The organism is Amycolatopsis sp. MtRt-6, assembly GCF_017308975.1.
GTDB lineage: Bacteria > Actinomycetota > Actinomycetes > Mycobacteriales > Pseudonocardiaceae > Amycolatopsis.
Genome location: NZ_JADWPD010000047.1, coordinates 24,931 through 50,109 on the forward strand (window position 1 = coordinate 24,931; position 25,179 = coordinate 50,109).

General features: G+C 71.3%; 27 protein-coding genes and 3 pseudogenes. 7 read left to right on the forward strand and 23 right to left on the reverse strand.

Features of this window, described 5'->3' with window-relative positions; translation table 11 throughout:
• Positions 1-33 precede the first annotated feature (33 nt).
• Together I4Q55_RS45950 and I4Q55_RS45955 are read right to left on the reverse strand one after the other, a co-directional pair.
• Complete coding sequence (locus I4Q55_RS45950) at positions 34-498, reverse strand: NADPH-dependent FMN reductase (protein ID WP_206784494.1); 465 nt, start codon at positions 496-498, stop codon at positions 34-36.
• Positions 419-1,423 carry a phosphoribosylaminoimidazolesuccinocarboxamide synthase gene (locus tag I4Q55_RS45955; protein WP_206784493.1) on the reverse strand — a complete coding sequence of 335 codons (1,005 nt, stop codon included), beginning with the start codon at positions 1,421-1,423 and terminating at the stop codon, positions 419-421. The genes I4Q55_RS45950 and I4Q55_RS45955 overlap by 80 nt, the downstream gene beginning before the upstream one ends.
• A gap of 47 nt (positions 1,424-1,470) precedes the next feature.
• Between I4Q55_RS45955 and I4Q55_RS45960 the strand changes: the two genes are divergently transcribed.
• Complete coding sequence (locus tag I4Q55_RS45960) at positions 1,471-2,277, forward strand: S-adenosyl-l-methionine hydroxide adenosyltransferase family protein (protein WP_206784565.1); 807 nt, start codon at positions 1,471-1,473, stop codon at positions 2,275-2,277.
• On the opposite strand, the gene I4Q55_RS45965 is transcribed toward I4Q55_RS45960, so the two are convergent.
• From I4Q55_RS45965 to I4Q55_RS46010, 10 genes are all read right to left on the reverse strand, one after another.
• The gene (locus tag I4Q55_RS45965; RefSeq protein ID WP_206784492.1) at positions 2,160-3,041 is read right to left on the reverse strand and encodes an MOSC domain-containing protein; all 882 of its coding nucleotides are present in this window, start codon (positions 3,039-3,041) and stop codon (positions 2,160-2,162) included. The genes I4Q55_RS45960 and I4Q55_RS45965 overlap by 118 nt on opposite strands.
• A 54-nt stretch (positions 3,042-3,095) precedes the next feature.
• On the reverse strand, positions 3,096-3,803 hold the full coding sequence (locus I4Q55_RS45970; protein WP_206784491.1) for an MBL fold metallo-hydrolase: 708 nt from the start codon (positions 3,801-3,803) through the stop codon (positions 3,096-3,098).
• Between the two features lie 46 nt (positions 3,804-3,849).
• Positions 3,850-4,590 carry an amino acid ABC transporter ATP-binding protein gene (locus tag I4Q55_RS45975; protein ID WP_307793098.1) on the reverse strand — a complete coding sequence of 247 codons (741 nt, stop codon included), beginning with the start codon at positions 4,588-4,590 and terminating at the stop codon, positions 3,850-3,852.
• Positions 4,587-5,351, reverse strand: a complete 765-nt coding sequence (locus I4Q55_RS45980; protein WP_206784490.1) for an amino acid ABC transporter permease — start codon at positions 5,349-5,351, stop codon at positions 4,587-4,589. Before I4Q55_RS45980 ends, I4Q55_RS45975 begins: the two co-directional genes overlap by 4 nt.
• A 6-nt stretch (positions 5,352-5,357) precedes the next feature.
• Positions 5,358-6,137 carry an ABC transporter substrate-binding protein gene (locus tag I4Q55_RS45985; RefSeq protein WP_206784489.1) on the reverse strand — a complete coding sequence of 260 codons (780 nt, stop codon included), beginning with the start codon at positions 6,135-6,137 and terminating at the stop codon, positions 5,358-5,360.
• 7 nt (positions 6,138-6,144) lie between these two features.
• Positions 6,145-6,909 carry an ABC transporter substrate-binding protein gene (locus I4Q55_RS45990; protein WP_206784488.1) on the reverse strand — a complete coding sequence of 255 codons (765 nt, stop codon included), beginning with the start codon at positions 6,907-6,909 and terminating at the stop codon, positions 6,145-6,147.
• A gap of 1 nt (position 6,910) precedes the next feature.
• The gene (locus tag I4Q55_RS45995) at positions 6,911-7,729 is read right to left on the reverse strand and encodes an ABC transporter substrate-binding protein (RefSeq protein ID WP_206784487.1); all 819 of its coding nucleotides are present in this window, start codon (positions 7,727-7,729) and stop codon (positions 6,911-6,913) included.
• A 114-nt stretch (positions 7,730-7,843) separates the two neighbouring features.
• Positions 7,844-9,271, reverse strand: a complete 1,428-nt coding sequence (gene purB, locus I4Q55_RS46000) for an adenylosuccinate lyase (protein WP_206784486.1) — start codon at positions 9,269-9,271, stop codon at positions 7,844-7,846.
• 46 nt (positions 9,272-9,317) lie between these two features.
• Positions 9,318-10,463: a galactonate dehydratase gene (gene dgoD / locus I4Q55_RS46005; RefSeq protein ID WP_206784485.1), complete on the reverse strand. Its 1,146-nt coding sequence runs from the start codon at positions 10,461-10,463 to the stop codon at positions 9,318-9,320.
• A gap of 16 nt (positions 10,464-10,479) precedes the next feature.
• Positions 10,480-11,157 (reverse strand): SDR family NAD(P)-dependent oxidoreductase, encoded by a 678-nt coding sequence (locus tag I4Q55_RS46010; protein ID WP_206784484.1) that lies wholly within the window; start codon positions 11,155-11,157, stop codon positions 10,480-10,482.
• Between the two features lie 87 nt (positions 11,158-11,244).
• Here I4Q55_RS46010 and I4Q55_RS46015 point away from each other — a divergent pair.
• From I4Q55_RS46015 to I4Q55_RS46025, 3 genes and pseudogenes are all read left to right on the forward strand, one after another.
• A pseudogene (locus I4Q55_RS46015) lies at positions 11,245-11,839 on the forward strand (bifunctional 4-hydroxy-2-oxoglutarate aldolase/2-dehydro-3-deoxy-phosphogluconate aldolase).
• Complete coding sequence (locus tag I4Q55_RS46020) at positions 11,832-12,836, forward strand: beta-propeller fold lactonase family protein (protein ID WP_206784483.1); 1,005 nt, start codon at positions 11,832-11,834, stop codon at positions 12,834-12,836. The pseudogene I4Q55_RS46015 and the gene I4Q55_RS46020 overlap by 8 nt, the downstream one beginning before the upstream one ends.
• A 49-nt stretch (positions 12,837-12,885) precedes the next feature.
• Entirely contained in the window at positions 12,886-13,590 is a 705-nt protein-coding gene (locus I4Q55_RS46025; protein WP_206784482.1) for a FadR/GntR family transcriptional regulator, read from the forward strand.
• Here the strand turns inward: I4Q55_RS46025 and I4Q55_RS46030 are convergent.
• From I4Q55_RS46030 to I4Q55_RS46040, 3 genes are read right to left on the reverse strand one after another with little or no spacing between them, the layout of a single operon-like run.
• The gene (locus I4Q55_RS46030) at positions 13,572-14,186 is read right to left on the reverse strand and encodes a TetR/AcrR family transcriptional regulator (protein ID WP_206784481.1); all 615 of its coding nucleotides are present in this window, start codon (positions 14,184-14,186) and stop codon (positions 13,572-13,574) included. The two genes, I4Q55_RS46025 and I4Q55_RS46030, sit on opposite strands and share 19 nt — an antisense overlap.
• Before the next feature lie 34 nt (positions 14,187-14,220).
• Positions 14,221-14,937 carry a hypothetical protein gene (locus I4Q55_RS46035; RefSeq protein ID WP_206784480.1) on the reverse strand — a complete coding sequence of 239 codons (717 nt, stop codon included), beginning with the start codon at positions 14,935-14,937 and terminating at the stop codon, positions 14,221-14,223.
• Positions 14,930-15,439 (reverse strand): SigE family RNA polymerase sigma factor, encoded by a 510-nt coding sequence (locus tag I4Q55_RS46040; protein WP_206784479.1) that lies wholly within the window; start codon positions 15,437-15,439, stop codon positions 14,930-14,932. Before I4Q55_RS46040 ends, I4Q55_RS46035 begins: the two co-directional genes overlap by 8 nt.
• Before the next feature lie 137 nt (positions 15,440-15,576).
• On the opposite strand from I4Q55_RS46040, the gene I4Q55_RS46045 reads away from it, so the two are divergent.
• The 3 genes from I4Q55_RS46045 (at position 15,577) to I4Q55_RS46055 (ending at position 18,094) form a co-directional block, all read left to right on the forward strand.
• Positions 15,577-16,599, forward strand: coding sequence for a low specificity L-threonine aldolase (locus tag I4Q55_RS46045; protein WP_206784478.1), 1,023 nt, complete (start codon positions 15,577-15,579; stop codon positions 16,597-16,599).
• A 17-nt stretch (positions 16,600-16,616) separates the two neighbouring features.
• Positions 16,617-17,195 carry an HAD family phosphatase gene (locus I4Q55_RS46050; RefSeq protein WP_206784477.1) on the forward strand — a complete coding sequence of 193 codons (579 nt, stop codon included), beginning with the start codon at positions 16,617-16,619 and terminating at the stop codon, positions 17,193-17,195.
• Positions 17,196-17,281: 86 nt separating this feature from the next.
• A complete protein-coding gene (locus I4Q55_RS46055; RefSeq protein ID WP_206784476.1) occupies positions 17,282-18,094 on the forward strand; it encodes an SAM-dependent methyltransferase in 813 nt (270 codons plus the stop codon).
• A 3-nt stretch (positions 18,095-18,097) separates the two neighbouring features.
• On the opposite strand, the gene I4Q55_RS46060 is transcribed toward I4Q55_RS46055, so the two are convergent.
• From I4Q55_RS46060 to I4Q55_RS46095, 8 genes and pseudogenes are all read right to left on the reverse strand, one after another.
• Positions 18,098-18,286, reverse strand: coding sequence for a hypothetical protein (locus I4Q55_RS46060; protein ID WP_091304819.1), 189 nt, complete (start codon positions 18,284-18,286; stop codon positions 18,098-18,100).
• Positions 18,287-18,383: 97 nt separating this feature from the next.
• Positions 18,384-19,565 (reverse strand): pyridoxal phosphate-dependent aminotransferase, encoded by a 1,182-nt coding sequence (locus tag I4Q55_RS46065; protein ID WP_206784475.1) that lies wholly within the window; start codon positions 19,563-19,565, stop codon positions 18,384-18,386.
• 9 nt (positions 19,566-19,574) lie between these two features.
• Positions 19,575-19,790, reverse strand: a pseudogene (locus I4Q55_RS46070) (transglycosylase SLT domain-containing protein); the annotation flags it as partial.
• A 1,707-nt stretch (positions 19,791-21,497) separates the two neighbouring features.
• A pseudogene (locus I4Q55_RS49935) lies at positions 21,498-21,752 on the reverse strand (WXG100 family type VII secretion target); the annotation flags it as partial.
• A 70-nt stretch (positions 21,753-21,822) separates the two neighbouring features.
• A complete protein-coding gene (locus tag I4Q55_RS46080; RefSeq protein ID WP_206784474.1) occupies positions 21,823-22,134 on the reverse strand; it encodes a hypothetical protein in 312 nt (103 codons plus the stop codon).
• A 133-nt stretch (positions 22,135-22,267) separates the two neighbouring features.
• Positions 22,268-23,026, reverse strand: coding sequence for an ESX secretion-associated protein EspG (locus tag I4Q55_RS46085; protein WP_206784473.1), 759 nt, complete (start codon positions 23,024-23,026; stop codon positions 22,268-22,270).
• A gap of 2 nt (positions 23,027-23,028) precedes the next feature.
• Positions 23,029-24,603, reverse strand: coding sequence for a hypothetical protein (locus tag I4Q55_RS46090; RefSeq protein WP_206784472.1), 1,575 nt, complete (start codon positions 24,601-24,603; stop codon positions 23,029-23,031).
• Between the two features lie 9 nt (positions 24,604-24,612).
• The gene (locus tag I4Q55_RS46095; protein ID WP_206784563.1) at positions 24,613-25,179 is read right to left on the reverse strand and encodes a DUF3558 domain-containing protein; all 567 of its coding nucleotides are present in this window, start codon (positions 25,177-25,179) and stop codon (positions 24,613-24,615) included.

A 25,179-nucleotide genomic window follows, 5' to 3' on the forward strand; every position in this document is an offset into this window, starting at 1 on the left:
CGCAGAACGGGCGGGCGACCGTTGCCGTAAAGCTCAGCCGGCGGCCCGCAGGTGCATGACCGCCACCGCGATCCGGCCGCGCAGGTCGGGGTCGGCCACCTGGCCGTCGGCGACGTCCGCGCGCGAGACCGGGATCCGCGCGCACGCCTCTTCCACGATCTTCGCGCCCGCGTAGGTCAGGACCTTGCGCAAGGAGTCGTGCGCGTCCCGGCCGCCGGTCGGCGCCGCGATCGAGGAGGCGTTGATCCACGCCACCGGCTTGCCGTACAGCTCGCCACCGCCGACCGTCCAGTCGAGGAGGTTCTTGAACGAGCCCGGCAGCCCGCCCGCGTACTCCGGCGTGCAGATCAGGACCGCGTCGGCTTCCTTGATCGCGGCACGCAGGGAAGCGACCTCGGGGTGCAGCGGGTCGCGGTCGTCATCGGGGTTGAAGTGCGGCAGGTCGCCGAGGCCGGTGTACGTCTTGCTCACGGTGAGGGTCGCGACGGTCCCCAACACCGCCGCATTGCCCGAGCCGGCTCGCAGGCTGCCGCAGATCAGCAGGATCACGAGGCCAGTCTGCCAGCGAAAGCCCGGTGATGCGGTGGTACGCCTCGATGTACCGGTCGCGCGTGGCCGTCACCACTTCGGGTGGCAGCGGCGGGAGCGGCGACACGCAGTCCCACCCGGACGCCGGGCCGACGAGCCAGTCACGCACGTGCTGCTTGTCGAACGACGGCTGCGGGATGCCGGGCCGGTGACCGTCGGCGAGCCAGTAGCGGGCCGAGTCCGGGGTGAGCAGCTCGTCCGCCAGCACGAGCCCGCCGCCGGCCCCGATGCCGAACTCGAACTTCGTGTCGGCCAGCAGCAGGCCCTGCTCCGCGGCGCGCGCGGCGCCCCGGCGGTAGAGCTCCAGTGACGCCTCCCGGACCTCCTCGGCGAGCGCGCGGCCGAGCACCGAGACGCACGTGTCGAAGTCGATGTTCTCGTCCTTCTCGCCCGGTCGCGCTTTGGTGGACGGCGTGAAGATCGGCTCGGGCAGCCGCGCCGACTCGGCCAGCCCGCCCGGCAGCGGCAGCCCGCACACCTCTCCGGACCGGCGGTAGTCCGAGTACCCGCGGCCGGTGAGGTAGCCGCGGACGACCGCCTCCACCGGCAGCATGTCGAGCCGTTCGACCAGCAGCGCCCGGCCACGGACGGACTCCGGGATCAGCGGCCCGTCGCAGGCGACGAGGTGGTTCGGGAGGACGTCGGCGAGCTCGCGGAACCAGAACACGCTCATCGCGGTGAGCACGCGGCCCTTGCCGGGGACCGAGGTGGGGAAGACGCGCTCGAAGGCGGAGATGCGATCGGAGGCGACGACCAGCAGGTGGTCGTCGCCCACGGCGAACAGGTCGCGGACCTTGCCGGTGGCGAGCCGCTCGGGGATGGGGAGGGGTGTCACGCGCTGAACCCTAACGGGCACCCTCCGCCACCATGGATGATGCTCGCATGGCGTACGACTGGATCTCGGTGACCACCGACTACGGCCTGCGCGACGGCTTCGTGGCGGCTTGCCACGGCGTGATCGCGCGGCTGGCGCCCGCGGTGCGGGTGATCGACGTGACCCACGAAGTGCCCGCCCAGGACATCCGGCACGGGGCGATGGCACTGGCCCAGACGGTTCCCTACCTGCCGGAATCGGTGCACGTCGCCGTGGTCGACCCGGGGGTCGGCACGGCCCGGCTCGGCGTGGTCGTCGTCGCGGAGGACGGGCTGCTGGTCGGGCCGGACAACGGCCTCCTGCTGCCCGCCGCTCAGGCGCTGGGCGGGGTCCGGGCGGCCTACGAGCTGGCGGAGCCGTCGCTGCGGCTGCCGGCCACGTCGGCGACGTTCCACGGGCGGGACGTCTTCGCGCCCGCGGCCGCGCACCTGGCGCTGGGGGTTGCGCCGTCGGACTTCGGCGACCCGGTGGACGGCCTGGTCGCGATGCCGGAGCCGTTCGTCGCCGCCTTCCCCGGCAAGCTCGTGTCGGAGGTGCTGACGGTCGACCACTTCGGGAACGTCCAGCTGGCGGCGACCCCGGCGGACCTCGAGCTCTCCGGCCTCTCCGGTGCGGTTTCCGTGCACAGCGAGCGCGTGGCGGTGACCACGGTGCTCGGGCGCACCTTCGCCGACGTGCCCGCCGGTTCGCCGGTGCTCTACACCGATTCGGCCGGACGCCTCGCCGTCGCCGTGAACGGCGGCTCGGCGGCGGCCGTGCTCGGGCTCGGGCCGGCCCAGGAGTGCACGATCACCTCGTCGCCGACGGCGACCTGACCCGGCCGCAGCACCGCGGCCTTCATGCCGAAGACGACACCGCCGGTCGGGCCACGCCGGTAGGTCGCGAGGGTGCGGATCGGCTCGGGGCCGGCCTTCGCGCCGGTCTCCTGGTCGATCATCGGGACCGTGCAGCGGACGCACTTCTCGGCGTAACCGAACATCGCGGTGCCCGCTTCCAGCTCCCGGGCTTCGTCCTCCCGGTGGGGTTCGGCCCAGCCGGCGATGACGATGTTGGGGCGGAAGCGGTCCATCGGAACGGGTTCGCCCTGGGCGGCCGCGATCCGCTCGTTCAAAGTGTCCAAAGAGGACTCCGAGGCGAGCAGTACGGCGTGTGCGTCGCCGAACGCGGCCCGGCCCGGGAACTCACCACCGCTGACACGGTCGTGGTCGGGCGTGACGCCGATCAGTTCGGCAGGCCGCCCGAGCAGGTCCGAGAACCACTCGTCGGCCCGGGGATCCTGCCGGACGCCTTCGCCGTGCCAGGTGAGCATCGACACCGGGCGCCGCGGGCCGTCACGCCGGATGGCGAAGACGACGTCTTCACGGCCGGGGGCGGACAGCGCGAGCCTGTCGCCGATCACCTGCGGCCGGACGGTCGCCATGACCGGGTGCGGCCGCTGGGTGAGGATGTCGCCGTCCGGCGTGATGACCTGGAAGACGCGGTCGTGCGCGAGCCCGGTTTCGGTCACCTGGGCGGACGGCACGTCGGTGCCCGCGCAGGACTTGACCGGGTAGTAGGTCAGCCGAGCGATTCTCGCCATCTCCGCAGGCTACTCGGGCCGCGGCCGCCGAAGCGTCTTCTTTTCGGGGCGCCGCTACGCGCGCCGGCCCCAGCGCTCGTCGGCCGGCTCCTCGCCGCGCCGCACCGCGTCGAGGTAGGCCCGGTCAGCGGCGAAGCGGGCCGCCACCTCGGGTCCCGTGGCCACGGCGCCGTGGCCGGGGATCACGACGTCGACGTGCCGGGCAGCCTCCTCGAGCCGGTCGAGTGCCGCCGGGTAGACGCTTTCCTGACCGGGGCGGCGGGGGTCGAGGAGCGGAATCAGGACGTCGGAAAGCATGTCGCCGGCGAGCAGGACTCCGCGGTCGGCGAGCAGGACGGCGGCGTGGCCGACGGCGTGCGCGTCGTGTTCGATGATCTCGCCCGGCACCCCTCCGCCGTCCGCGGGCAGCGGGGTGAGGCGGCCGATCAGGTCGAGCGGGATGCCTGACGCGCTCTCCGCCGCCATCGCCTGCGCCCGCTCGCGGGCTTCGCCGGCCGCCTGGGCACCGGCGGCGGTGGCGTACCGCGGGACGTCGCCGAAGCGGGGGTGCCAGAGCAGGTGGTCCCAGTGCGGATGGGTGGAGAACCCGGCGACCACCGGGATGCCGAGCCGGTCCAGGTCGTCGGCGAGCCCGGCCAGCTCGGCACCCTCGATGCCGGGGTCGACCAGGACGAGCCCGGCTTCCCCGCGCACCACCGTGGTGTTGCTCCAGACCCACTCGCTCTGCCGGACCCAAACGCCGTCGGCCACCTCGTTCAGCATCGGGTCACCGTGTCAGCCGGCGGCGTCCCGCGCAATCACCGAACGCTCAGAGCACCTGCGAAAGGAACCGCTGCAGGCGCGGGCTCTGGGGCTCGTCGAAGAGCTGCGCCGGCGGTCCCTGCTCGACGATGCGGCCCGCGTCCATGAACGCCACCTCGTCGGCGACGCTGCGGGCGAAGCCCATCTCGTGCGTCACCACGATCAGGGTGAGCCCCCGCGACGCCAGGCCCGCCATCAGCTTCAGCACGCCCTTGACCAGCTCGGGGTCAAGGGCGCTGGTGGCCTCGTCGAAGAGCATCACCTCGGGGTCCATCGCCAGCGCCCGCGCGATCGCGACGCGCTGCTGCTGTCCACCGGACAACGCGCTCGGCCGGTACGGTGCCTTGTCCGCGAGACCGACCTCCGCCAGGCGGGCGCGGGCGATCGCCGACGCCTCCTCCTTGCTCAGCTTCTTCACGCTGCGCAGGGGCAGCACGATGTTGTCCAGCACGCTTCGGTGGCCGAAGAGGTTGAAGTGCTGGAACACCATGCCGACGCGCTGGCGCAGGGCGTCGGGGTCGGACCTGATCACCGATTCGCCGTCGAGCAGCAGGTCGCCGGAGTCGGGCTCCTGAAGCCGGTTCACGCAGCGCAGGAGCGTCGACTTGCCGGAGCCGGACGGGCCGATGACGCACGTCGTCTTGCCGCTCTCCACGTGGAGGTCGACCCCGCGCAGGACTTCGAGCGTGCCGAAGCTGACGTGGATGTCCCGTAGCTCCACGCTGGACGAACGCACCGCCGTCGTCACGAGCTGACCTTCCCGCTGGCGACCAGGTCCAGCTCGTCTCCGTCGCCCGGCTCGTCGGCGCGCACCTTGCGGCCGGTCCGGAGCTTCTTGTCGATGTAGTTGACCAGGTGCGTCAGCGGCACGGTGATCACGAGGAAGAACACGCCCGCGGCGACCAGTGGCGACAGGTTGCCCGTGTTGGCCGCGAGGTCCTGGCCGATCCGGAACAGTTCGCGCTGCCCGGACAGCAGCCCCAGCACGTAGACGAGGCTGGAGTCCTTGACCAGCGCGATGAACTGGTTCACCAGCGCCGGCAGCACCCGCCGGACGCCTTGCGGGATGATCACCAGCAGCATCGACTTGGTGTAGCTCATCCCGAGCGCGCGGCTGGCTTCCAGCTGGCCCTTGTCCACGCTCTGGATGCCGGCCCGGAAGATCTCGCCGATGTAGGCGGCGGCGATCAGGGACAGCGCGAGGATGCCCATCGGGTACGGGTTCGTGCCGACGACGTCCCGGGCGAGCGTGCCGAGCCCCTGGCCGATCAGCAGGATCGTCAGGATGGCGGGCAGGCCGCGGAAGATGTCGGTGTAGACCCGCGCGGGCCAGCGCAGCCACCACTTGGTGGACAGGCCCATCACCGCGAGCACCATGCCGACCACGGTGCCGATCAGCGCCGAGGACACGGACAGGATCAGCGTGTTCAGGAGACCGGTCTTCAGCAGGTCCGGCAGGACCTGGGAGATGTAGTCCCAGTCGAGGAACGTGTTGACGAAGTCGTCCATTGTGGACTACTGCCCCGGCTTGAACTCGGCGGGCACGGGCGCGGTGGGCTCGAACTGGTCGTGCACCTTGACCCAGGTGCCGTCCGCGATGACCTTCTTGAGGCCGTCGTTGATCTTGCCGATCAGTTCGGTGTTGCCCTTCCGGAAGGCGAATCCGTGCGGGATGGTCGTGGTGATCGCCTTGGTCACCTTGAGCTTCGCGTCCGGGTTGTTCTTGGCGTAGTCCTCGGCGGTGGCCTGGTCGAACACCGCGCCGTCGATCGCGCCGGTCTTGAGGGCGTTGAGGGCGGCGGCGTCGTTGGGGAACCGGACGGCTTGCGCGGTCGGCGCGTTCGAGCCGAGCCAGCTGTCGGAGACCGTGCCCTGGACGACGCCGATCCGCTTGCCCGCCAACGAGTTCTCGTCGGTGATGCCGGCGGTCTCCTTGGCTTCGATGCCGAGGGCCTGGTAGTTGTACGGCGCCGAGAAGTCGACGGTCTTCTTGCGGGCGTCGGTCTGCGAGATCGCGGAGCTGCCGATGTCGAACGTGCCGTTCGCGACCTGGCCGAGCAGCGCGGAAAACTCCGTCGCGGCGAACTCGAGCTTCAAGCCTTCCTTGGCCGCGATGGCCTTCAGGAGTTCGTTGTCGAAGCCGGTGTAGTTGCCGTTCTCCTGGTAGGCGTTCGGCTTCGAGTCGCTGAGCGTGCCGACGCGCAGGGTCTTCCCGTCGCCGCTGTCCGAGCCGCCGCACGCGGTGAGGGCGGCCAGCAGGGTCGCGGTGAGCGCCGTGACCAGTGTTTTCTTCATGCTTCTCCTAACCCTGGAACCCGGCCGGCACCGGAGCGGTCGGCAGGAACTGCTGGTGCAGCTTAAGCCAGGTCCCGTCGGAGATCACCTGCTTGAGCCCGTCGTTGATCTTGCCCAGCAGCTCGGTGTTGCCCTTCTTCACCGCGAAACCGTGCGGCACGTCCGTGACGAAGCTCTTCACGACGACCAGCTTGGCGTCCGGGTTGTCGGTGACGTTCTTCTCGGCAATGGACTGGTCCAGGATGTACGCGTCGACCGCGCCGCTCTTCAACGCGGTCAGCGCGGCGGCGTAGTCGGGGAAGCGCACGGCCTGGGCGTCGGGCACCGTGCCGGTCAGCCAGTGATCGCCGACGGTCGCCTGGATGACGGCGACGCGCTTGCCTGCCAGGCCCTTCTCGTCGGTGATCGGCGTGCCCTGCTTGGCCTGGATGCTCATCGTTTCGAAGTCGTAGGCCGCGGAGAAGTCGACCGTCTTCTTGCGCTCGTCGGTCTGCGCGATCGCCGAGCTGGCGATGTCGTAGCGGCCCGACGCGACCTGCCCGAGCAGCGCGGAGAAGTCGGTGGCGGCGAATTCCAGCTTCAGGTTCTGCTTGACCGCGATGGCCTTGAGCAGCTCGTTGTCGAAGCCGGTGTAGTTGCCGTCCTTGAGGTAGATGTTCGGCGGCGCGTCGCTCAGCGTACCCACGCGCAGGGTCGCGGAAGCGCTGTCCGACCCACCGCAGGCGGTGAGCGTGAGGGCGGCGGCCAGTGCGGTGACGATCAGCTTCTTCATGTCACGCACCCAGGTTCTTCACGGGCAGGCCGGGCCCGCCCTGCTGGAGTTCCTTCGACAGCGGCGTGTTCTTGTAGAACTGCCCGTAGATGCGGGCGACCGTGCCGTCCGCGATCGCCTTCGCCAGGCCGTCGTTGAGCTTGTTCAGCAGGTCCGTGTTCTTCTTGGCCACGGCGAACGCCGACGGGGTGTCCTTGTCCTCGACGGTGTACCCGAGCTCCAGCGGGACGTTCGGGTTCTGGTCCAGGTACTTCTGCCCGATGTCCTGCGGCACGACCCAGCCGTCGAGGGTGCCGTTCTTCAGCTGCGCGAAGCCCGCGTTGTAGTCGGGGAAGCGGACGACCTGGGCACCGGCGACCTTGCCCGCGAACTCGTCCTGCACCGAACCCTGGACCACGCCGAGGCGCTTCCCGCCCAGCGCGGCGACGTCCTTGAGGTTCGCGCCCTTCGCCGTGACGATCGTGGTGAAGCCGGTGTTGTAGCCGTTGGAGAAGGCAACCGTCTTCTTGCGCGCCTCGGTGCTCGAGATCGTCGAACTGCCGATGTCGAACTTGCCGCCCGCGACGCCGGCGAGCAGGCTGGCGAACTCGGTGCCGACGAACTCGACCTCGAAGCCTTCACGCTTGGCGATGTCGCGCAGCAGCTCGTTGTCGTAGCCGGTGAACCGGCCGTTCTCCAGGTAGATCGACGGCGGGGCGTCGCTCAGCGTCCCGACGCGCAGGGTGGTCGACCCCGGGTCGGAGCCACCGCAGGCGGCGAGGGTCAACGTCAGCGCGCCCGCGGTCAGGACGGCGGCGATCTTGGACAGCGTGGATCTCATCGCTTCTTCCATGGTGAGGACAAGCGCCCGGCAGCGCTCCGTGGTCAGCGATCGAGATTAGGGATTTCGCCCGTTCGAGTGGATTCGTTCCAGTCCGTGGACTCGTGTGTCAGCTCACAGGATCGGCTGCGGCGCGTAGCCCGCGGCCTCGGGGAACCGCTCGAGGATCTGCGCGACGCGCTCGGCCACCTGGGCGACCTGACGCCCGGCCGTGCCGGTGAACGAGATCCGGTCGGCGAGCAGTTTGTCCAGCTCACCGCGGTCGAGCGGGAGGCGCTCGTCGGCCGCGAAGCGGTCGAGCAGGTCGTTCTCCGCGCGGCCTTCGCGCATCTCGAGCGCGACGGCGACCGCGTGCTCCTTGATCGCTTCGTGGGCCGTCTCACGCCCGACGCCGGCGCGGACCGACGCCATGAGCACTTTCGTGGTGGTGAGGAACGGCAGATAGCGATCGAGCTCACGCTCGATCACCGCCGGGAAGGCGCCGAACTCGGCGAGCACCGTGAGGAACGTCTCCAGCAGGCCGTCGAGCGCGAAGAACGCGTCCGGCAGCGCGACCCGGCGGACGACCGAGTCGGAGACGTCGCCCTCGTTCCACTGGTCGCCGGCCAGCTCGCCGATCATCGACAGGTAGCCGCGCAGCACGACGGCGAGGCCGTTGACGCGCTCGCACGAGCGGGTGTTCATCTTGTGCGGCATGGCGGACGAGCCGACCTGGCCGGGCTTGAAGCCTTCGGTGACCAGCTCGTGGCCCGCCATCAGCCGGATGGTCTTGGCCAGGCTGGACGGCGCGGCGGCGAGCTGGACCACAGTGGACAGCACGTCGAAGTCGAGCGAGCGCGGGTACACCTGGCCCACGCTGACGAACCGGCGGCCGAAGCCGAGGTGCTGCATGACGCGGTCTTCGAGCTGGTCCAAAGTGGACTCGTCGCCGAGCAGGTCGAGCATGTCCTGCGCGGTGCCGACCGGGCCCTTGATGCCGCGCAGCGGGTAGCGCTCGATGAGGTTGTCGAGCCGCTCGAAGGCGACCAGCAGCTCGTCGGCCGCCGCGGCGAACCGCTTGCCGAGGGTGGTGGCCTGGGCGGCGACGTTGTGGGAGCGCCCGGCCATGACGGTGTCGGCGTGCTCGACGGCGAGAGCGGCCAGCCGCGCCAGCACGGCGGCGACGCGGGTGCGCACGAGCTCGAGGGACCGGAGCAGCTGCAGCTGCTCGACGTTCTCGGTGAGGTCGCGCGAGGTCATGCCCTTGTGGACGTGCTCCTGCCCGGCGAGCTCGCTGAACTCCTCGATGCGCGCCTTGACGTCGTGGCGGGTGACGCGCTCGCGGGCGGCGATCGACTCGAGGTCGACGTGCTCGAGCACCCGCTCGTAGGCCTCGACGACGCCGTCCGGCACCTCGACGCCGAGGTCGCGCTGGGCCTTGAGGACGGCCAGCCAGAGCTGTCGTTCCAGGACGACCTTCTGCTCCGGCGACCAGAGCGAGACCAGCTCCGCCGAGGCGTAGCGGGCGGCGAGCACGTTCGGAATGCGGGGCTTGTCCGTCACGCCCTCACGATACCTGCGCAGGTCAGCGCGGTAGCGGCCCGGGGTTTCACCACTCGGCGAAGCCACCGTCGTCGTGGCGCCACACCGGCGACCGCCAGCTGTGCCCGGTTTCGTCAGCCCGGCGGACGGCTTCTTCGTCCACTTCGATTCCGAGGCCGGGCTTGGGCGGCCGGGCCGCGTAACCGTCCTGAAAGGCGAAGATCGACGGATCGGCGAGGTACGTGGGTTCCCGGCCCTCGTGGTAGTGCATGCCCACACTTTGTTCCTGGATCAGGAAGTTCGGCGTCGCGAAGGCGACCTGCAGCGACGCCGCCAGCGAAATGGGGCCAAGGGGGCAGTGCGGGGCCAGCGAAGCGCCGTACATCTCGGCCAGCGCACCGATCCGCCGCAGCTCGGAGATGCCGCCGGCGTGCGACGGGTCGGGCTGCACGACCGCGACGCCGGCGTCGAGCACCGGTTTGAACTCCCAGCGCGAATACAGCCGTTCGCCGACCGCGATCGGCACCGTCGACGCCTCGACGACCGCGCGCAGTGCGTCGCCTTGGGTCTCCGGGAGCACTGGCTCCTCGACGAACATCGGCTGGACGTCCTCCAGCATGCGCACCAGCCGGCGCGCCATCGCGGGCGAGACGCGACCGTGGAAGTCGATGGCGAGGTCGCGGTGCGGGCCGAGCACCTCGCGCGCTTCCCACGCGCGTGCCACCGCGGCTTCGGCCTCGGCCGGGGAGGCGATCGCCGTCAGTGGGCCGGCGACGTTCATCTTCACCGCGGTGAACCCGGCCTCGACCTGAGCCGTCACGGCTTCGCGGATGCCGGCCGGGCGGTCGCCGCCGACCCAGCTGTAGACCCGGACGCGGTCGCGGACCGGGCCGCCGAGCAGCTCGTGCACCGGCGCGTTGCGGGCCTTGCCGGCGATGTCCCACAGCGCGTGGTCGAACCCGGCGAGGGCGCTGGAGAGCACCGGACCGCCGCGGTAGAACCCGCCGCGGCGCAGCACCTGCCAGTGGTCCTCGATGCGCAGCGGGTCCTGGCCGACGAGCAGCTCGGACAGCTCGTGCACGGCCGCGCGCACGGTCGCGGCGCGGCCCTCGACCACCGGCTCGCCCCAGCCGCTGATCCCCTCGTCCGTGCTGACCTTGAGGAACAGCCAGCGCGGCGCGACCAGGAACGTTTCGATCGCGGTGATCTTCACCCGGGTCCCCCACTTTCTACGCGGAATCCTTGGCGGCGGACCAGCCGCCGTCGACGGTCAGCTCGGCCCCGGTGACGAACGACGCGGCGGCCGACAGCAGGAACGCGATCACGTTCGCGACTTCGGCCGGGTCGCCGAGCCGGCCCGCCGGCGTCGCCCGCGCGCTGCGTTCGCGGTCCTCGGGCGAGATGCGGTTCCAGGCCTCGGTGAGCACCGGCCCCGGCAGCACCGAGTTGACCCGCACCCCGGGTGCGTACTCGACGGCCAGCTGCCGGGCGAGCGCGACGAGCGCGCCCTTGCTCGCGGCATACGCCGGGTGGCCCGGCAGGCCGAAGTGCGCGTGCACCGACGAGACCAGCACGATCGCGCCGCGCCGGGCCCGCAGCGACGGCAGGCACGCCTTCACGGCGAGGTAGGTACCGGTCAGGTTGACGTCGAGCTGGCGTTGCCACTCGGCCCGGCCGATCTCGTGCAGCGGCCCGGTGCTGGGCGTGTAGGCGTTGCTGACCAGGGCGTCCACTTCGCCGATGGCCGCCCAGGTCGCCTCGTCGCTCACCGAACCCCGGACCGGCGTGACGCCGTCGGGGAGCTCGGCGATGTCGACGCCTAGCACGCGGTAGCCGTCTTCCACGAGTTTCCGCGCGGTCGCCGCCCCGATCCCGGACGCCGCTCCGGTCACCACCGCTGTGGGCATCGCCTCTCCCGTCCTCGGAGCACCAGAATAAATCCTAATTTAAGATTTCACAACGTAGACTGTGCCATCAACCACCGGTGGGAAATCATGACCGACGCGCTGCGCCAGGGCGTCGTCGGAATCGTGCGCACGCGCGACACGGAGTCTGCGGTGGCGGCGGCCCGCGCAGTCCTCGAGGCCGGGCTGCGCTCGGTCGAGCTGCCGCTGACGAACCCGGGCGCGCTCGACGCCATCGCCGAGCTCACGGCCGCCTACCCGGACGCCACGATCGGGGCCGGCACGGTGCTCGACGAGACGTCCGCGGTACTGGCGATCCGCGCCGGGGCGCGGTTCCTCGTGTCACCGTCGGTGGACAGCGCGGTGATCCGGACCGCGCACCGCTACGGCGCGGCGGCCCTCCCCGGTGCCGGCTCGGTGACCGAAATCGTGCGCGCTGGAGGAAGGCGCCGACGCGGTGAAGGTGTTCCCGGCGTCGGCGCTCGGGCCGTCGTGGGTGTCGGACGTACGGGCGGCGCTGCCGCAGGCCCCGCTGGTGCCCACCGGCGGCATCGGCCCCGAAGACGTGCCAGGCTGGCTCTCGGCGGGCGCGGTCGCCTGCGGGATCGGCTCGGCGCTGACCCGCGGCACCGCCGCGGAGATCACCGCCCGGGTCGAGACGCTGTTGAGGAGCGCGCATGGCTGAGCTGGTCTTCGTCGGGTGCTACACCGGCGACGCGGGGAACGGCACCGGGATCACGACGCTCTCGCGGTCGCCGTCCGGCTCGCTGCGCGAAGTGGCTTCGCTGCCGCTGGAATCGCCGTCGTGGCTGGTGCGCCACCCGTCGCTGCCGGTGCTGTACGCGGCCAACGAGACCGCAGACGGCGGCGTGACGGCGTTGGCCATCTCGCCGTCGGGCGAGTTGTCGGTCATCGGCACGGCCGAAACGGGCGGCGCGCACCCGTGCCACCTGGCGGTGACGCCGGACGGCCGGTTCCTGTTGTGCGCCAACTACACCGGTGGCAGCGTGGCGGTGTTCTCACTGACCGGCTCGGGCGAGCCGGCCGCCCGGACCGCGCTGGTCCAGCACAGCGGCAGCGGCCCGGTGGCCGACCGCCAGGAAGCGGCGCACGTCCACATGGCGGTCCCGTCGCCGGACGGTTCCCTCGTGAGCGCGGTCGACCTGGGCACGGACGAAATCCGCAGCTACACGCTGACGTCCTCAGGCGAACTCGAACCGCTGGCGGTGTCCTCGCTGCCGCCGGGCACGGGACCGCGGCAGCTGGTGCGCCGGCCGGGCACGGACCTGGCGTACGTCGTCGGCGAGCTGGCCGGCACGCTGATCACGGTCCGGGAGAAGGCGCCGGGCGCCTTCGAGCTGGTCGCGTCGACGCCGTCGACGCTGTCCTCCGTGAAGCCCAACCTGGTGGCCCACCTGGAACTGGCCGACTCGCGCCTGTACGTGTCGAACCGCGGTCCGGACTGCGTGACGGAGTTCGCGCTGGACGACGCGGCCGCGGTGGCCGACCAGCCCTGCGGCGCGAACCCGCGGCACTTCGCGTTGGTGGACGGGACCTGTTACGTGGCCGCGCAGTCGGAGGACGCCATCACGGCGTTCACGCTGACCGCGTCCGGCGAGGCGGAGCTGCGGTACTACCCGACGGGGTCGCCGACGTTCGTGCTGCCGGTTTCGCTGCCTTGACCCTGCATCCATAATGCGGTCACCACCTGCCTGCTGAGAGGGCCCTCCATTGACCGAACACCGGCCACGCGGGCTGCACGGCCAGACCGTGGAGGCACTGGCCAGCCGGATCCTCTCCGACGAGTGGGGTGAGGGCACCGTCCTGGACCTGCCCGCGCTGCGCGAAGAGCTCGACATCAGCCTGACCGCGCTGCGCGAAGCGCTGAAGGTGCTGGCGGCCAAGGGCATGATCGACGCCCGGCAGAAGCGCGGCACCTTCGTCCAGCCGCGCGAGAAGTGGAACATGCTCGACGCCGACGTCATGCGCTGGCAGACCGCGGCCGCCGACGATCCCGGGTTGCTCGACGAGCTGACCGAGGTCCGGGCGGTCGTCGAGCCCGCCGCCGCCCGGATCGCCGCCGGGCGGGCGACCGAGGAAGACGTCGAGGCGCTGCGGGACGCGCTCGCGGACATGGCCGCGGCAGGCGACGACCCGGAAGCGAGCGTCCAGGCCGACCTCGCCTTCCACCGGCGGCTGATGGCCGCCACGCACAACAACTTCCTGATGCGGATGGAACGGATCATCGCGATCGGGCTGGCCGAGCGCGACAAGGTGGTGCACGGCGCCTCGACCGCGGAAGACCCGGTGCCAAGCCACCGGAAGGTGTTCGACGCGATCGTCGCGGGCGACCCGGCCGCGGCCGAACAGGCGATGCTGACCCTGGTCACGAAGGCCCGCGAAGACCTGGAGAAAGCTCAGCGCGCCCGGTCGTGAGCGGCGGGCTCCAGCGCCGCCTGGAGCATCCGGGCCGCCGCCGCGCGGGGCTCCGGGTCGACCGCGATCAGGGCGTTGACGACGGCGCCGTCGACCAGCGCGACCAGCCGCTCCAGCTCGATGGCGGTGACCGGAGTGCCCGAGCGGGCGAAGATCTCCGTCAGCAGCTCGTTGAGCTGCGCCGACAGCGTCCGCATCAGCGGCCGCAGGTACGGGCGGCGGCCGGTCGCCACCAGCCGCTCGTACCGCAGGAGGACGGCTTCGGCGTCGGCCGCCGGGTCGCCGCTCTCCGGGCCGAGCAGCATGTCCAGCACCAGGTCGACGGTGGCCTGCACGCCGCGGTTGCGGGTCGCGAGCTCCTCCAGCCGGCGGCGGCCGGTCGCCAGCTCGGCGTTCGAGTGGTGCTCGACGGCCGCGGTGACCAGGTCTTCCAGCGAGTCGAAGTAGTACGTCGTCGACGCGAGCGGCAGGCCGGCCCGCTCGGCGACCGCCCGGTGCCGCACGGCGTCGAACCCGCCCTCGACGAGCAGTTTCGCGGCGGCCTCGACGAGCGCGGCGCGCCGTCTCTCCCCCTTCGGGGTGGTCGCAGCGGTCATGGCCGGTCATTCTGCCAACCGGGCGGGCCCGGGCTCAGAAGCGGGGCGCGAGATCGTGCGCGAACTGCTCCACCTGACCCGCGTACGGCGCCGTCGCTCCCGCAGCAGGCACGCTGACCAGCACCAACACCCCACCGGACGCGGTGCCCAGCTGCGCGGTGACCGTGCCGGCGGGCTGGGACTTGAAGACCACCGGGATGCCCCTCGGATACACCGCCGCGGCGACTTCGCCGCCCGGCACCGGGAACCCGGCGGACCGCGACGCCGTCGAACAGGCGCCGCCCGGGACGGCCTGCGCGGCGGAGACGTGGCCGGGGAGCTCGCCAGCGAGGGCAATGGCGAGCTCCCCGTCCACCTGTTCGCACCCGGAGGCGCCTTCGGCCAGCTGGCCGGTCTTCCCGTCCCCGGCACCCCCCTGCTGAGGTGGCTGGGCCGGGAAGTTCGGTGACTCCCCACCGACTTCAGGACGCATCGACCCGTCCCCGGGTTGCATGGCCCCCGGTCCGGAATGCGCGGGCACGCCGCTGTCCGTCGACGCGGTCATCGACTTGGGAGTACCCCCGGAGAGCATCCCGTACGCGCCGAACCCGACGACGACCAGCGCGGCGGCGCTCACCCCCGCGGAGATCCGGTTGCGGCGGCGCACGGTCTGGCGCCGGGATTCGCGGACGACGTCGTCCCGGGTGAACGTCGGCGACGGCGCGTCCGGGGGCGCGGCGGAGAACAACGAGCGCAGCTCCTGCTCATCCATTGGTCTCCACCTCCCGTTCGAGGACCTGCCTCAGGTTCGCCAGCCCGCGGGCGGTCTGGCTCTTGACGTTGCCTTCGCTGCAGCCCAGAGCCTTCGCCGCGCCGGTCACGTCGAGTCCTTCGAAGAACCGCATGACCAGCACCGCCCGCTGCTTGGGCGGCACTTCCTTCAGCGCCGCGAGCAGGTCTTCCCTGGTCGCGACGAGGTCGTCGAGGCCGGGCGTGTCGTCGGTGCGCTCCGGCAGCGTCTCGGTCTGCCACTCGCGCCGCCACGGACGCCGCGATTCGTCGATCGACGCCCGGACGAGCGTCTTGCGGACGTACGCGTCGGTCGCCGCGCGATCCCTGATCTTCTTCCACCTCCGGTGCAGTGCCACGAACGCCGTCTGCGCGAGGTCGTCCGCCCGGTGCCAGTCGCCGCAGAGCATGTACGCGGTCCGGCGCACGGCGTCCCGCCTGGCGGCGAAGTACTCCGCGAACTCCTGCTCGTCGCGCTGGTCCACGCGCAGTCGTGCTCCGCTCTGTTTGTCGTTCGCCCGCGAGGACGGAATCAGGGGCGTCCACGGTTGCACGGACCGAGCAGGTCACACCACTCCGGGCCTCATTGATCCCCACGCCGTGGGTGTGATGTGATCGCAACGTGACCTTCGCCCCGCCCGTACTGGACTTCCGCTCCGACACTGTCACCCGGCCGGATGACACGATGCGGGCGGCAATGGCCTCCGCCGAGGTCGGGGACAACGTCCTCGAGCGCGACCCCACGGTCGCGGCGCTGGAGGAGCGGGCGGCCCACGTCCTGGGCATGGCGGCGGCGCTCTGGGTGCCGAGCGGGACCATGGCCAACCTGATCGCGCTGAGCCTGCACCTGCAGCGCGGCGACCGGTTCCTCGCCACCCGCGGCGCGCACGTGCTGGTCAACGAGCTGGGCTCGGCGGCGTGGCTGGCCGGCGGGATGCCGGACATCCTCGAGCACGACGGCGGCCCGGGCCGCCCATCGCCCGACGCCCTCGCGGCCGCGATCGGACAACCCGGGCCATACTTCACATTACGGACATCGCTGCTCTGCCTCGAGAACACCCACAACGCGGCCGGTGGCGCGGTGACGCCGCCCGACGAGCACGCCCAGCTGCTGTCCGTCGCCAAGGAAGCGGGCCTGACCGTCCACCTCGACGGCGCCCGGCTCTGGCAGGCCGCGGTCGCGCTCGAAGTGCCGCCGGCCGCGCTGACCGTCGGCGTCGACACCGTGTCGGCCTGCTTCAGCAAGGGCCTCGGCGCGCCGGTGGGCTCGGTCGTCGCGGGCAGCACGGCGTTCGTCGAGCGGGCCCGCCGGATGCGGCAGATGCTCGGCGGCGGCGTCCGGCAGGGCGGCGTCCTGGCCGCGGCCTGCCTGATCGCCCTCGACCGCATCCCCGACCTCGCCGAGTCGCACGAGAACGCGCAGCGGCTCGCCGAGGGTCTGCGCGAGCACGGCTGGCCGACCAACGAACCCGACACCAACATCGTGCTCGCCGAGGTGCCCGACATCCCGACCGCGCTGACCTGGCTCGACTCGCTCGGCATCCGCGCGGTGCCGATGGCGGGCAAGGTCCGGTTCGTCACCCACCGGGACCTGAGCGCGGCCGACGTCGAAGAAGCCTTGCGCCGGATGAAATCCGGCGTCTGAGAAACCCTGGGGGAACCGTGAACTGGATCGTGTTCGACTACGGCGACGTGCTCAGCAAGCCGAGCGCCGCCCTGCCCGACCTCGCGGCGGCGATGCGCGCGCCGCTGCCGGAGTTCCTGGCGGCGTACTGGGAGTACCGCCTCCCGTACGACGCCGGCAGCACTCCGCTCGAGTACTGGCAGGCGGTCGGCAACGCCGTGGGCGCGTCCGTCGACGAGGCACTGTCGAACGAGCTGACCCGCATCGACGTCGAAGGCTGGGGACACCTGGAGCCGTCGTCGAAGGCGCTGCTCGAAGCGCTCTCCGAGGCCGGCGCGAACCTGGCGCTGCTCTCGAACGCGCCGGTGGCGTTCGGCGCGTGGGTCCGCGCGCAGGACTGGGCCCGGCACTTCCGCGTGACGCTGTTCTCCGGCGACGTCCGGTGCGTCAAGCCGGACGCGAAGATCTTCCGCCTCCTGCTCGACGAGCTCGGCGCCGAGCCGGCCGACTGCCTGTTCTTCGACGACCGCGAGTCCAATGTGGACGGCGCACGGGCGGTCGGGCTCCGCGCCCACGTCTGGAACGGTGCCGACGCGGCCCGCGCCTGGCTGGACTGAGGGCTCACCCGCACCGCACGGCCGCCTACCCGCCGTGATCTCCATGTCCTAGGCTGAGTGTCCCCACACTCCCCCGGTAGGTGCGCATGGCGAGCGAACGACCGTCGGCCCACGTCGACTTCGAACGGCCGAGCTACGCGCGCGTCTCCGACGCGCTGCTGGGCGGGCAGAACCACTACGAGCCCGACCGCGCCGTGCTGCGGCAGCTGACGGCCATCGCCCCCGAAGCCCCGGCCATGGCACGGGAAGTGCGGCAGTGGCTGGTCCGCGCCGTCCGCTACCTGACCGAGCGGCTCGACGTCGACCAGTTCCTCGACCTCGGTTCCGGCTTCCCGACGGCGGAGAACACCCACCAGGTGGCGCAGAAGTACAACCCGGAAGCGCACGTCGTGTACGTCGACGACGACCCGGTGGTGGGGGCGCACGGCCGGGCCCTCCTCGTCGACAACGACTTCACGCACATCTGCGGCACCGACCCGTTGAACCCCGGCGAGACGCTCGCCGGGGTCGAGCGGTTCATCGACTTCGAACGGCCCGCCGGGCTGGTGCTGTGCGGCGTCGTCGACCACATCGCCGACCTGCAGCAGGCGCAGCAGGTGGTCAAGTCCTACGTCGGCGCGCTGGCACCGGGTTCGTACCTGCTCCTGCTGCACCAGCACAACCCGGACGACGGTTCCGACGCGGCCGCCGTCGCGACGTCCCTGCAGGACAGGTTCGGCCGCACCGGGCTCGACACGCTCTACCGCTCCCGGGCCGAGATCACGTCGTTCTTCGACGGCCTCGACCTGCTCGAGCCCGGGTTGACCGCGCCGCACCTGTGGTGGCCGGACGGGCCGCGCCTGGCGCCGCTGACGCCGGTCAACTGGACGGCGCTGGGCGGTGTGGCGCGGATCCCCTGAGACTCAGTAACGGTTGATGCGCTTGTAGTCCTTCTTGCCGCTGATCGCCTTGTAGCCGGCCGCGCCGAGGAAGGCGATGCCGCCGATGATCGCGATCCACAGGACGGCCTTGAACACGAAGCCGATCACGGCGCCCAGCACCATGAACGCCACCCAGGCGACGATCAGGCCGCCGACGATCTTCCAGAACATGGCTCCTCCGATGCTTCCCCGTGGCCCCGCCGGCCCGATGACTCCACACTGCCACCTGCCGCGGTGAAACTCCCCTCGGAACGGCAACGTTCGGGGTTTATTCAGGGTTCCCCCTGGCCAGCCACGCCCCGAGCCTGCGGACGCCTTCGTCGATGTCCTCGGCGCTGCCGGCGAAGGAGAACCGGACGTACTTGCCGCCGTCGACCGGGTCGAAGTCGACGCCGGGGGTGATGGCGAGCCCGGTGTCGGCGAGCAGCCGCTGGCACCAGCTCAGGCTGTCTTCGGTGTAGGCGCTGACGTCGGCGTACGCGTAGAAGGCGCCGTCGGCCGGGGCGAGCTTGTCGAGACCGATGCGCCGCAGGCCGGCGAAGAGCCGGTCGCGGTTGGCGCGGTACCGCTCGACGTGGGCGTCGGCTTCCGCGTAGGCCTCCGGTGTGAAGGCGGCGAGGGCCGCGTACTGCGAAACCGCGGGCGGGCAGATCGTGAAGTTGCCGGTCAGGACGTCGATCGCGCGGTGCAGCCGCTGCGGGGCGAGCATCCAGCCGAGCCGCCACCCGGTCATCGCGAAGTACTTCGAGAAGCTGCCGAGCACGATCGGCTCCCGGCCGTACTGCCACGCGCAGTCGAGCTCGGCGCCGTAGGAGATGCCGTGGTAGATCTCGTCGCTGATCAGCTGAACGCCGTGCGACGCGCACCACCCGGTGATGGCGGCCAGTTCGCCGGGCGGCAGCACGGTCCCGGTCGGGTTGCTCGGGCTGGCGACGATCAGGCCGTCGATCGGGCCGAGCTCGTCGAGGAGATCTGTCGTCGGCTGGAAGTTGGTTTCCGCGGAGGTGGCGAACTCGACGACCTCGCAGCCGAGGACGGAGAGCAGGTTGCGGTAGGCGGGGTAGCCGGGCCGCGCCATGGCGACCTTGGCGCCGGGGTCGAAGGCGCTGAGGAAGGCGAGCAGGAAACCCCCGGACGACCCGGTGGTCAGGACGACGTCGTGCGCCTGGACGTCGACGTCGTACCGCTTCCGGTAGTGCCCGGCGACGGCTTCGCGCAGCTCCGGGATACCGAGCTGTTCGGTGTAGCCGAGGGTGCTGTCTTCCAGGGCTTTCCGCGCGGCTTCGAGCACGGGCTTCGGCGCGGCCGCGGACGGCTGCCCGGCGGCGAGCGACACGAGATCGCCGTGACTGCGCTGCCGGGACCCGGCCGCGGAGAGGACGTCCATGACGTGGAAGGGCGGCACGCCGGCCCGCAGCGCGGGCCCGGCGAAAGCTCCGAGGTCGGCCATGGGGTCAGGCTAGTAGCCGCGGTAGGCACCACCGTGCGCCATGGCCTTGATGCCGGGCACGTTGTCCAGGCTCCCGTACCGGTCGAAGGAGTAGCGGACACCCGCGATGATGTTGTCGACCGGGTTGTAGATGTTGTCGTGCCCGGGGAGCTTGTGGGCGTTGAAGGTGGAGTCGATGCACTGCATGAGCCCCTTGGACGGGTGCCCCGCGGCGGCGTTCGAATTGCCGGTCAGGAAGATGTGGTCACCTTCCTGAGCAGTCCACGTGCCCAGTTCCGTGGTCACGCACCAGACGTCACCCCGCGCGGCGGCTTCCTTGCGCAGGAAAGCGCCGGTGATGATCGGGTTGTTGAGGTGCACGGAGAACTCGGGGCGCCATGTCTCCGGCTGGTTCTTCCGCTCCACGGGCAGCACCCGGGGCCGGGCGCCGGACAGGTAACCAGCCAGCGCGATCGCGTCGAGGACCGCACCGGGCGCCTGGTAGACGACGACCTGAGGTTGCGAGTAACCGGGCCGCGCGTACCGGGTTCCCTCGGCGTCGGTGATCGCTTCGAGCCACGCCTCGCGCTGCGTGGTTGACATCGCCAGCACCTGAGCGACCGCGTCGGACCGGGGATGCCCGGCGCGCACCAGCAGGTCCTGGGCGTAGTCGTGGTCCAGCCGGAACTGGTGCCGTGGCCCGCACCCGCCGCGATCGTCGACGTACAGCGCGTGCGGCACACCGTCGAGGAGCTTGCGGAGCTTCGCCACCATTTCGGGCTTCGACTGCGCGATCGACATCGTCGGCCGGTGCCGGCGGGACTCGATGTGGCCGTCGCCGGCGATCCACCCGAGGATGGCGGCTTCGGAGACGCTGATGTCGAGGGAAGATTCGGTCGCGGCCGGTGCCGACAGGAGGATCCGGTCGCGTGACCGGACGTCCTCGGTGGTGACGAAGCCGGCTTCCCTCGCGTAGCGGTGATCCTGCTTCGGCGAAACGAAGCCGTGCTTCTTGCGCCGGTGCACCGCGACGCCGTTCGCCGGCTGCCGCACCGCCCGCGGCTCCCAGCCGCACTCCGGGCAGACCACCGGCAGATCGGTGCGTCCGATGCTGACCCGAGGCAGGTTGAGCCAGCGGTGGTTCGGCGTCGTGGTCGCCTGCCAGCGCGTGTTGCTCATCCGGACCAGTTCGGCGTCTTCGTGGTGGACGACCCGGGTGATCCGTGTCCACTCGCTCCGCCCGGTGGCCGGGTTGAAGCCGATCGTCTCGTCGCCGACCTCGACCGCGTCGTGCTTCAAAAGCCCGCGCCTGGTCACGATCAGCGTGTCCAGCGGTACGCAGTCCCAGTTGTTGATGGCGTTGGGATTTCCGCCGGACTCGTGCTGGATGATCGCCCAGATCTTCGGGATGTCCGCGTCCGTGACCGGAATCCCCGCGGCCTGGAGAGCCTTCATCGCCTCCTGGATCCACTGCTGGACGTTGCCCGGGGGCGGCGAGGACGGCGGGCCACCGCTCGGCCCGAGGCCACCGCCGCCACCTCCGCCGCCACCACCACCGCCTCCGCCCCCGTGGGAGGAGCCGTTGCTGTGGATGCCGCCCGTGCTCTTGGGGGCCGAGGCGGAGCTGTTCGGGAGCGGGACCTGGTCGTAGCCGCCCTCGATCTGCTGGGACATCAGCTTCTGGGAGGCCTTGATCGCCGTGTCGGCCTGGGTTTGCAGGCCCGTCACGTCGCTCTCGAAGCCGGCGGTGATGTTGTGGATGTCCGTCTTCGCGGTGGCCAGGATCTGGTCGGCGCTGGGGCTGGGGCCCGGCTTGCCTTCGTCGTGCGCCTTCTTCGCCGCGGCCAGGGCGTTGTTGATGTCGGTTTCGGCCTTGGCGTTGCGGTCGTTGACGGCCTTTTCCGCGGCGAGCTGCTTGTCCCCGACGTTCTTCTTGATCTGGTCGAGGGTCCTCGCGAGGTCGTCGAGGTCCTTGGCGACGTCCTCGAGGTGGGTCTGCACCTTGGTGCCGGCGTCGCGGACCTGGCGGACGTACCTGAAGAACTCGTCGGCCGCGGGCCCGGCCCACACCTTCGCGTCCAGCGCGTCGGTGGAGCTCTTCAAAGAGGCGTTGTGGTCACCGGCGTTCTTTCCGGCCTCGCGGAACTGCGCGGCCGCCGCGGTGATTTTTCCCAAATCGACCTTTTCGACCTGGTCGACCTTCTTCATGAAGGCTTCCCAGTTGTCCGGCGTTCCGGCGCCGCCCCCGTTCAAACCCACTCTGGTGCCCCCTGCTACTTCACTTGTCGACGTGCAGCTTGAGGTCGCTCGCGCCGACCTGGTCGGTCTCGGCGATCAGGCCCGCGGCCTTGCGCATGGCGAACCCCAGCGCCTCCATGTGCTTGCCGGCGGCGTCGAACTGGTTGTGCACGCCGTCCTTGAACTTGCCGACGGCGCCGTGCGCGTCGCCCGTCTCATCCATCCCGCCGAAGGGGCTTTCCTTCTCGTGGTCCAGGCCGGTGACCTTCTGCTTGGACTTCTCGAACTCGTCCTTGAGCTTCTCCACCTGGCCGGCCGCAATGGCCATCGATTCGGTGTCGTAGACAGGCACGGTTCGTCATCCCCTTCGGAAACTTGTCTCCGCCTGCTCGGACGTCGTCATGACCAGGACGGTTCCCGCGCTTACTTTATGACTTTCCGAGGGGCGCGCGTACGGTTCCCGGCCAACTTCCACCCGGCGGGGATCAGGCCTCCGCCACCAGTTCACGAATCCGCGTCGCCAGCAGGGCGTTGTCCGCCGGGGTCACAGTGGCCCACTCGCGGCCGTCGCGGTCGGGGCCGACCTGGAACAGGTAGCGGCCCGCGTCCGTGTCGAAGAACGCCACCACCCGGTCCGCGCGGTGGACCACTCCGTCGCGTGACGTGCGTTCCGCGCCGAACTGGCCGCGGGCCTCCTGGCCCAGCAGCATGCCCGACAGTTCCTGGGCCTGGAACAACGGCACGCCGCGGTCTTCCAGGGCCGTGACCAGTCCCTTCGCGTCGCCCTTCGCCGCCGCGTCGGCGGATTTCACCACGTCGTAGGGGAGGCTGACTGTCTGGCCGATGCCGGGGCCCAGGTCGCCCGCCACCGAGACCGCCGCCTCCGCGAGGCCGTCCTCCGTGGCCGGGATCAGCCAGACCTCGCCATTGTCCACCACCGCGAGCACCGCCTGGCCGCGCAAGCTGACCGCGCGGCCGCGGATCTCGCGTTCGGCCCACACCCACACGTCGATCGCGGACTGCGGGCGCGCCAGCAGGTGCAGCAGGTCGGCCAGTTCACCGGACACCCGCTTGTTACGGGCCAGGCGCCGCTCGGTCAGCGACGTCCAGGCCGACTCGACGAGCTCGAGCCGCTCGGTGCGGGTGGTTCCTTCGCTCGGCACGTCCAGCGCGACGTGCCGGCGGGGCAGGTCGAAGGACTCCCAGAGCACGTCGAACTCGAGGGCCGACAAGACGAGCGACACGGTCAGCGACCGTCCCGGCCGTGTTCGCCGAGCACGTCGGGGGAAACCATCCGCTGGTCGGCGAAGAGGTCCTGGTCGTCGACGCCGTAGCGGCGGACGTGTTCGGCGTCCTCCTCCCGCGGTGCCGCCTCGGACAGGAACTTCGCCTCGCCGGGCTTCTGCTTCGGGCTGATCTGCTCCGACTTCCGCAGCGCGACGGCCTCCTCCTCGGGCAGCTCGCCCACCGGCAACGGCCGGACCGGGCCCTTCGGCTGGCCCTTCTCGCGCCGCTGACGTTCCTTGTCGCCGCTCAGCGCGCCGCCGGCCACGCCGGCCCCGATCGCCGCCGCGCCCGCGCCGATGTCGCCGGGGGTCGCGCCGGGCTTCACCACGAAGCCGCGTTCGCCGGTGAACTGGCCGGGCTGGAGCGGGGCCTGCGGCATCGCGCCGACCGTGCGGCCCTTGGCCAGCAACCCGTCCGGGCCGCGGCCGGCCGAGCTGTCGATGCCGGTCGCACCGCCGGGGGCGCTGCCGCCACCGCCGCCGAGCGACTTGATCGGCGCCGTCGCGGGGGCCGAGCCGGGCGGCAGCGCGCCGGGCGCGCCCGGCGGGACGAACGGCTCGCCGTGGCCACCACCCGCCGGACCGGGGGTGAAGCGGCCGGACGGATCGCCGGACGTGCCGCGGCCCGGGGCCGGGACCCAGCCGGGGCCGGGCGACACCGTCGGCGGCTTCGCGCTCGACGGTGTCGTCGAACTCGGCGTCGTGTGCTGGGCGGCGGGCGCGGCGCCCACCGAGCCGGTCTGCCGCGACTGCCGCACGGGCCCGGACGGCTGCTGCGCCGCGACGCCGTACGCCGGGGTCGGCGGATCGGCGTGGACGGTGTGGGAGACCGGCTGCACCGCCGGCGGTTCGACGCGCACCGACCGGACGTTGTCCGAAGCCGGCTTCACGCCGCCGTCCGGCGTCACCTCGACCGCGGCGCCGGCGACGTCCAGCACTCCCGGCGTGATGCCGGGAGCGGCCAGCTTCAGCGACTCCGGGTCGGACAGCGCCTGCGTCGCGAGCAGGTTCGTGCCGCTCTGCTGCGCGTACTCGTTCAGCGCCTGCTGTGCCTGGGCCTTGGCGTCGTTCGCGGCCTCGACCTGGCGAGCGTGGTCGGTCTCGAAGCCGATCAGGCTCATCAGCAGGCCGTCGGTGAGGGTGAAGCCGCCCGCGCCCTTCCGGACCGTCTCGGCGTCCGGCAGCTTGTACTTGGTGCGGTTGAAGGCCTCGCCCTGCTCGAACACCATTTCCGCGGCGTGCGCGACCTTCGTGGTGGCGTCCTGGGAGAAGCCGGCCTGCTCGGTGAACACCTGGCTCGCCGCGCCGCCGGCCTGGCTCTGCCACTCGACGCCGAGCTCCAGCAGCTGCGCGCGCAGCGTCTGGTCGGTGTGGGCGAGCGCGGTCGCGACGGCCTTCAGCGCGTCGACGGCGGTGCCGATGCTGCCGGTGCCGTCGCCGTTGATCATCCGGGTGATCTGGTCGGCGATCGCGGTGTTGGTCCAGCCGTCGAACCGGTGGTTCTGGATCCCGGCCGCGAGCTCGGAGAATTCCACGCGCCCTCCCTAGTTGCGTGCTTTCAGGGTCTGCAACGCCAGGTCGGCGGCGTGGGCCGACATGTCGCACAGCTGCGGCTGGGTGAGCTTGCCGCGGGTGATGGCGAAGGTCTGGACGGCGAGCGTCTGTCCCTTCGCGACGCCGACGAGCGTCTCGCAGTCGGCCGGGTCGCCGGCCGCGCGGTAGTTCGTCAGCGCCGGGTAGCCACCGATGGTCTTCGGTTCGGTGGTCATGCTGTTCTTCTTGCGGGTGCCGGTGATCCACTGTTCGAGGTCCGCCGGCACCGCGCGGACGTGGTAGGCGTGCACGGGCTCGGCGCCGTCGGCGTCGAACACGCAGGTCGGGCCGTCCTGCTCCGGCGCCTGCCGCGGCACGCTGGTGATCTTCAGCGCGTCGAGCTGCACCTGGGGGAAGATCTCGCACAGTTCGACGCCCTGCAGCGACAGGTCGGCCGGGCGCTGCGGCAACTGGGCCGCCTTGGCGCTCTGCGACGCGGCCGTGGCGGCCGTCTCGACCGGGTACGGCGTGCCTTCGGTGCCCGCGGAGCAGCCGGCGAGCGCCGCCGTCGCGAGCAC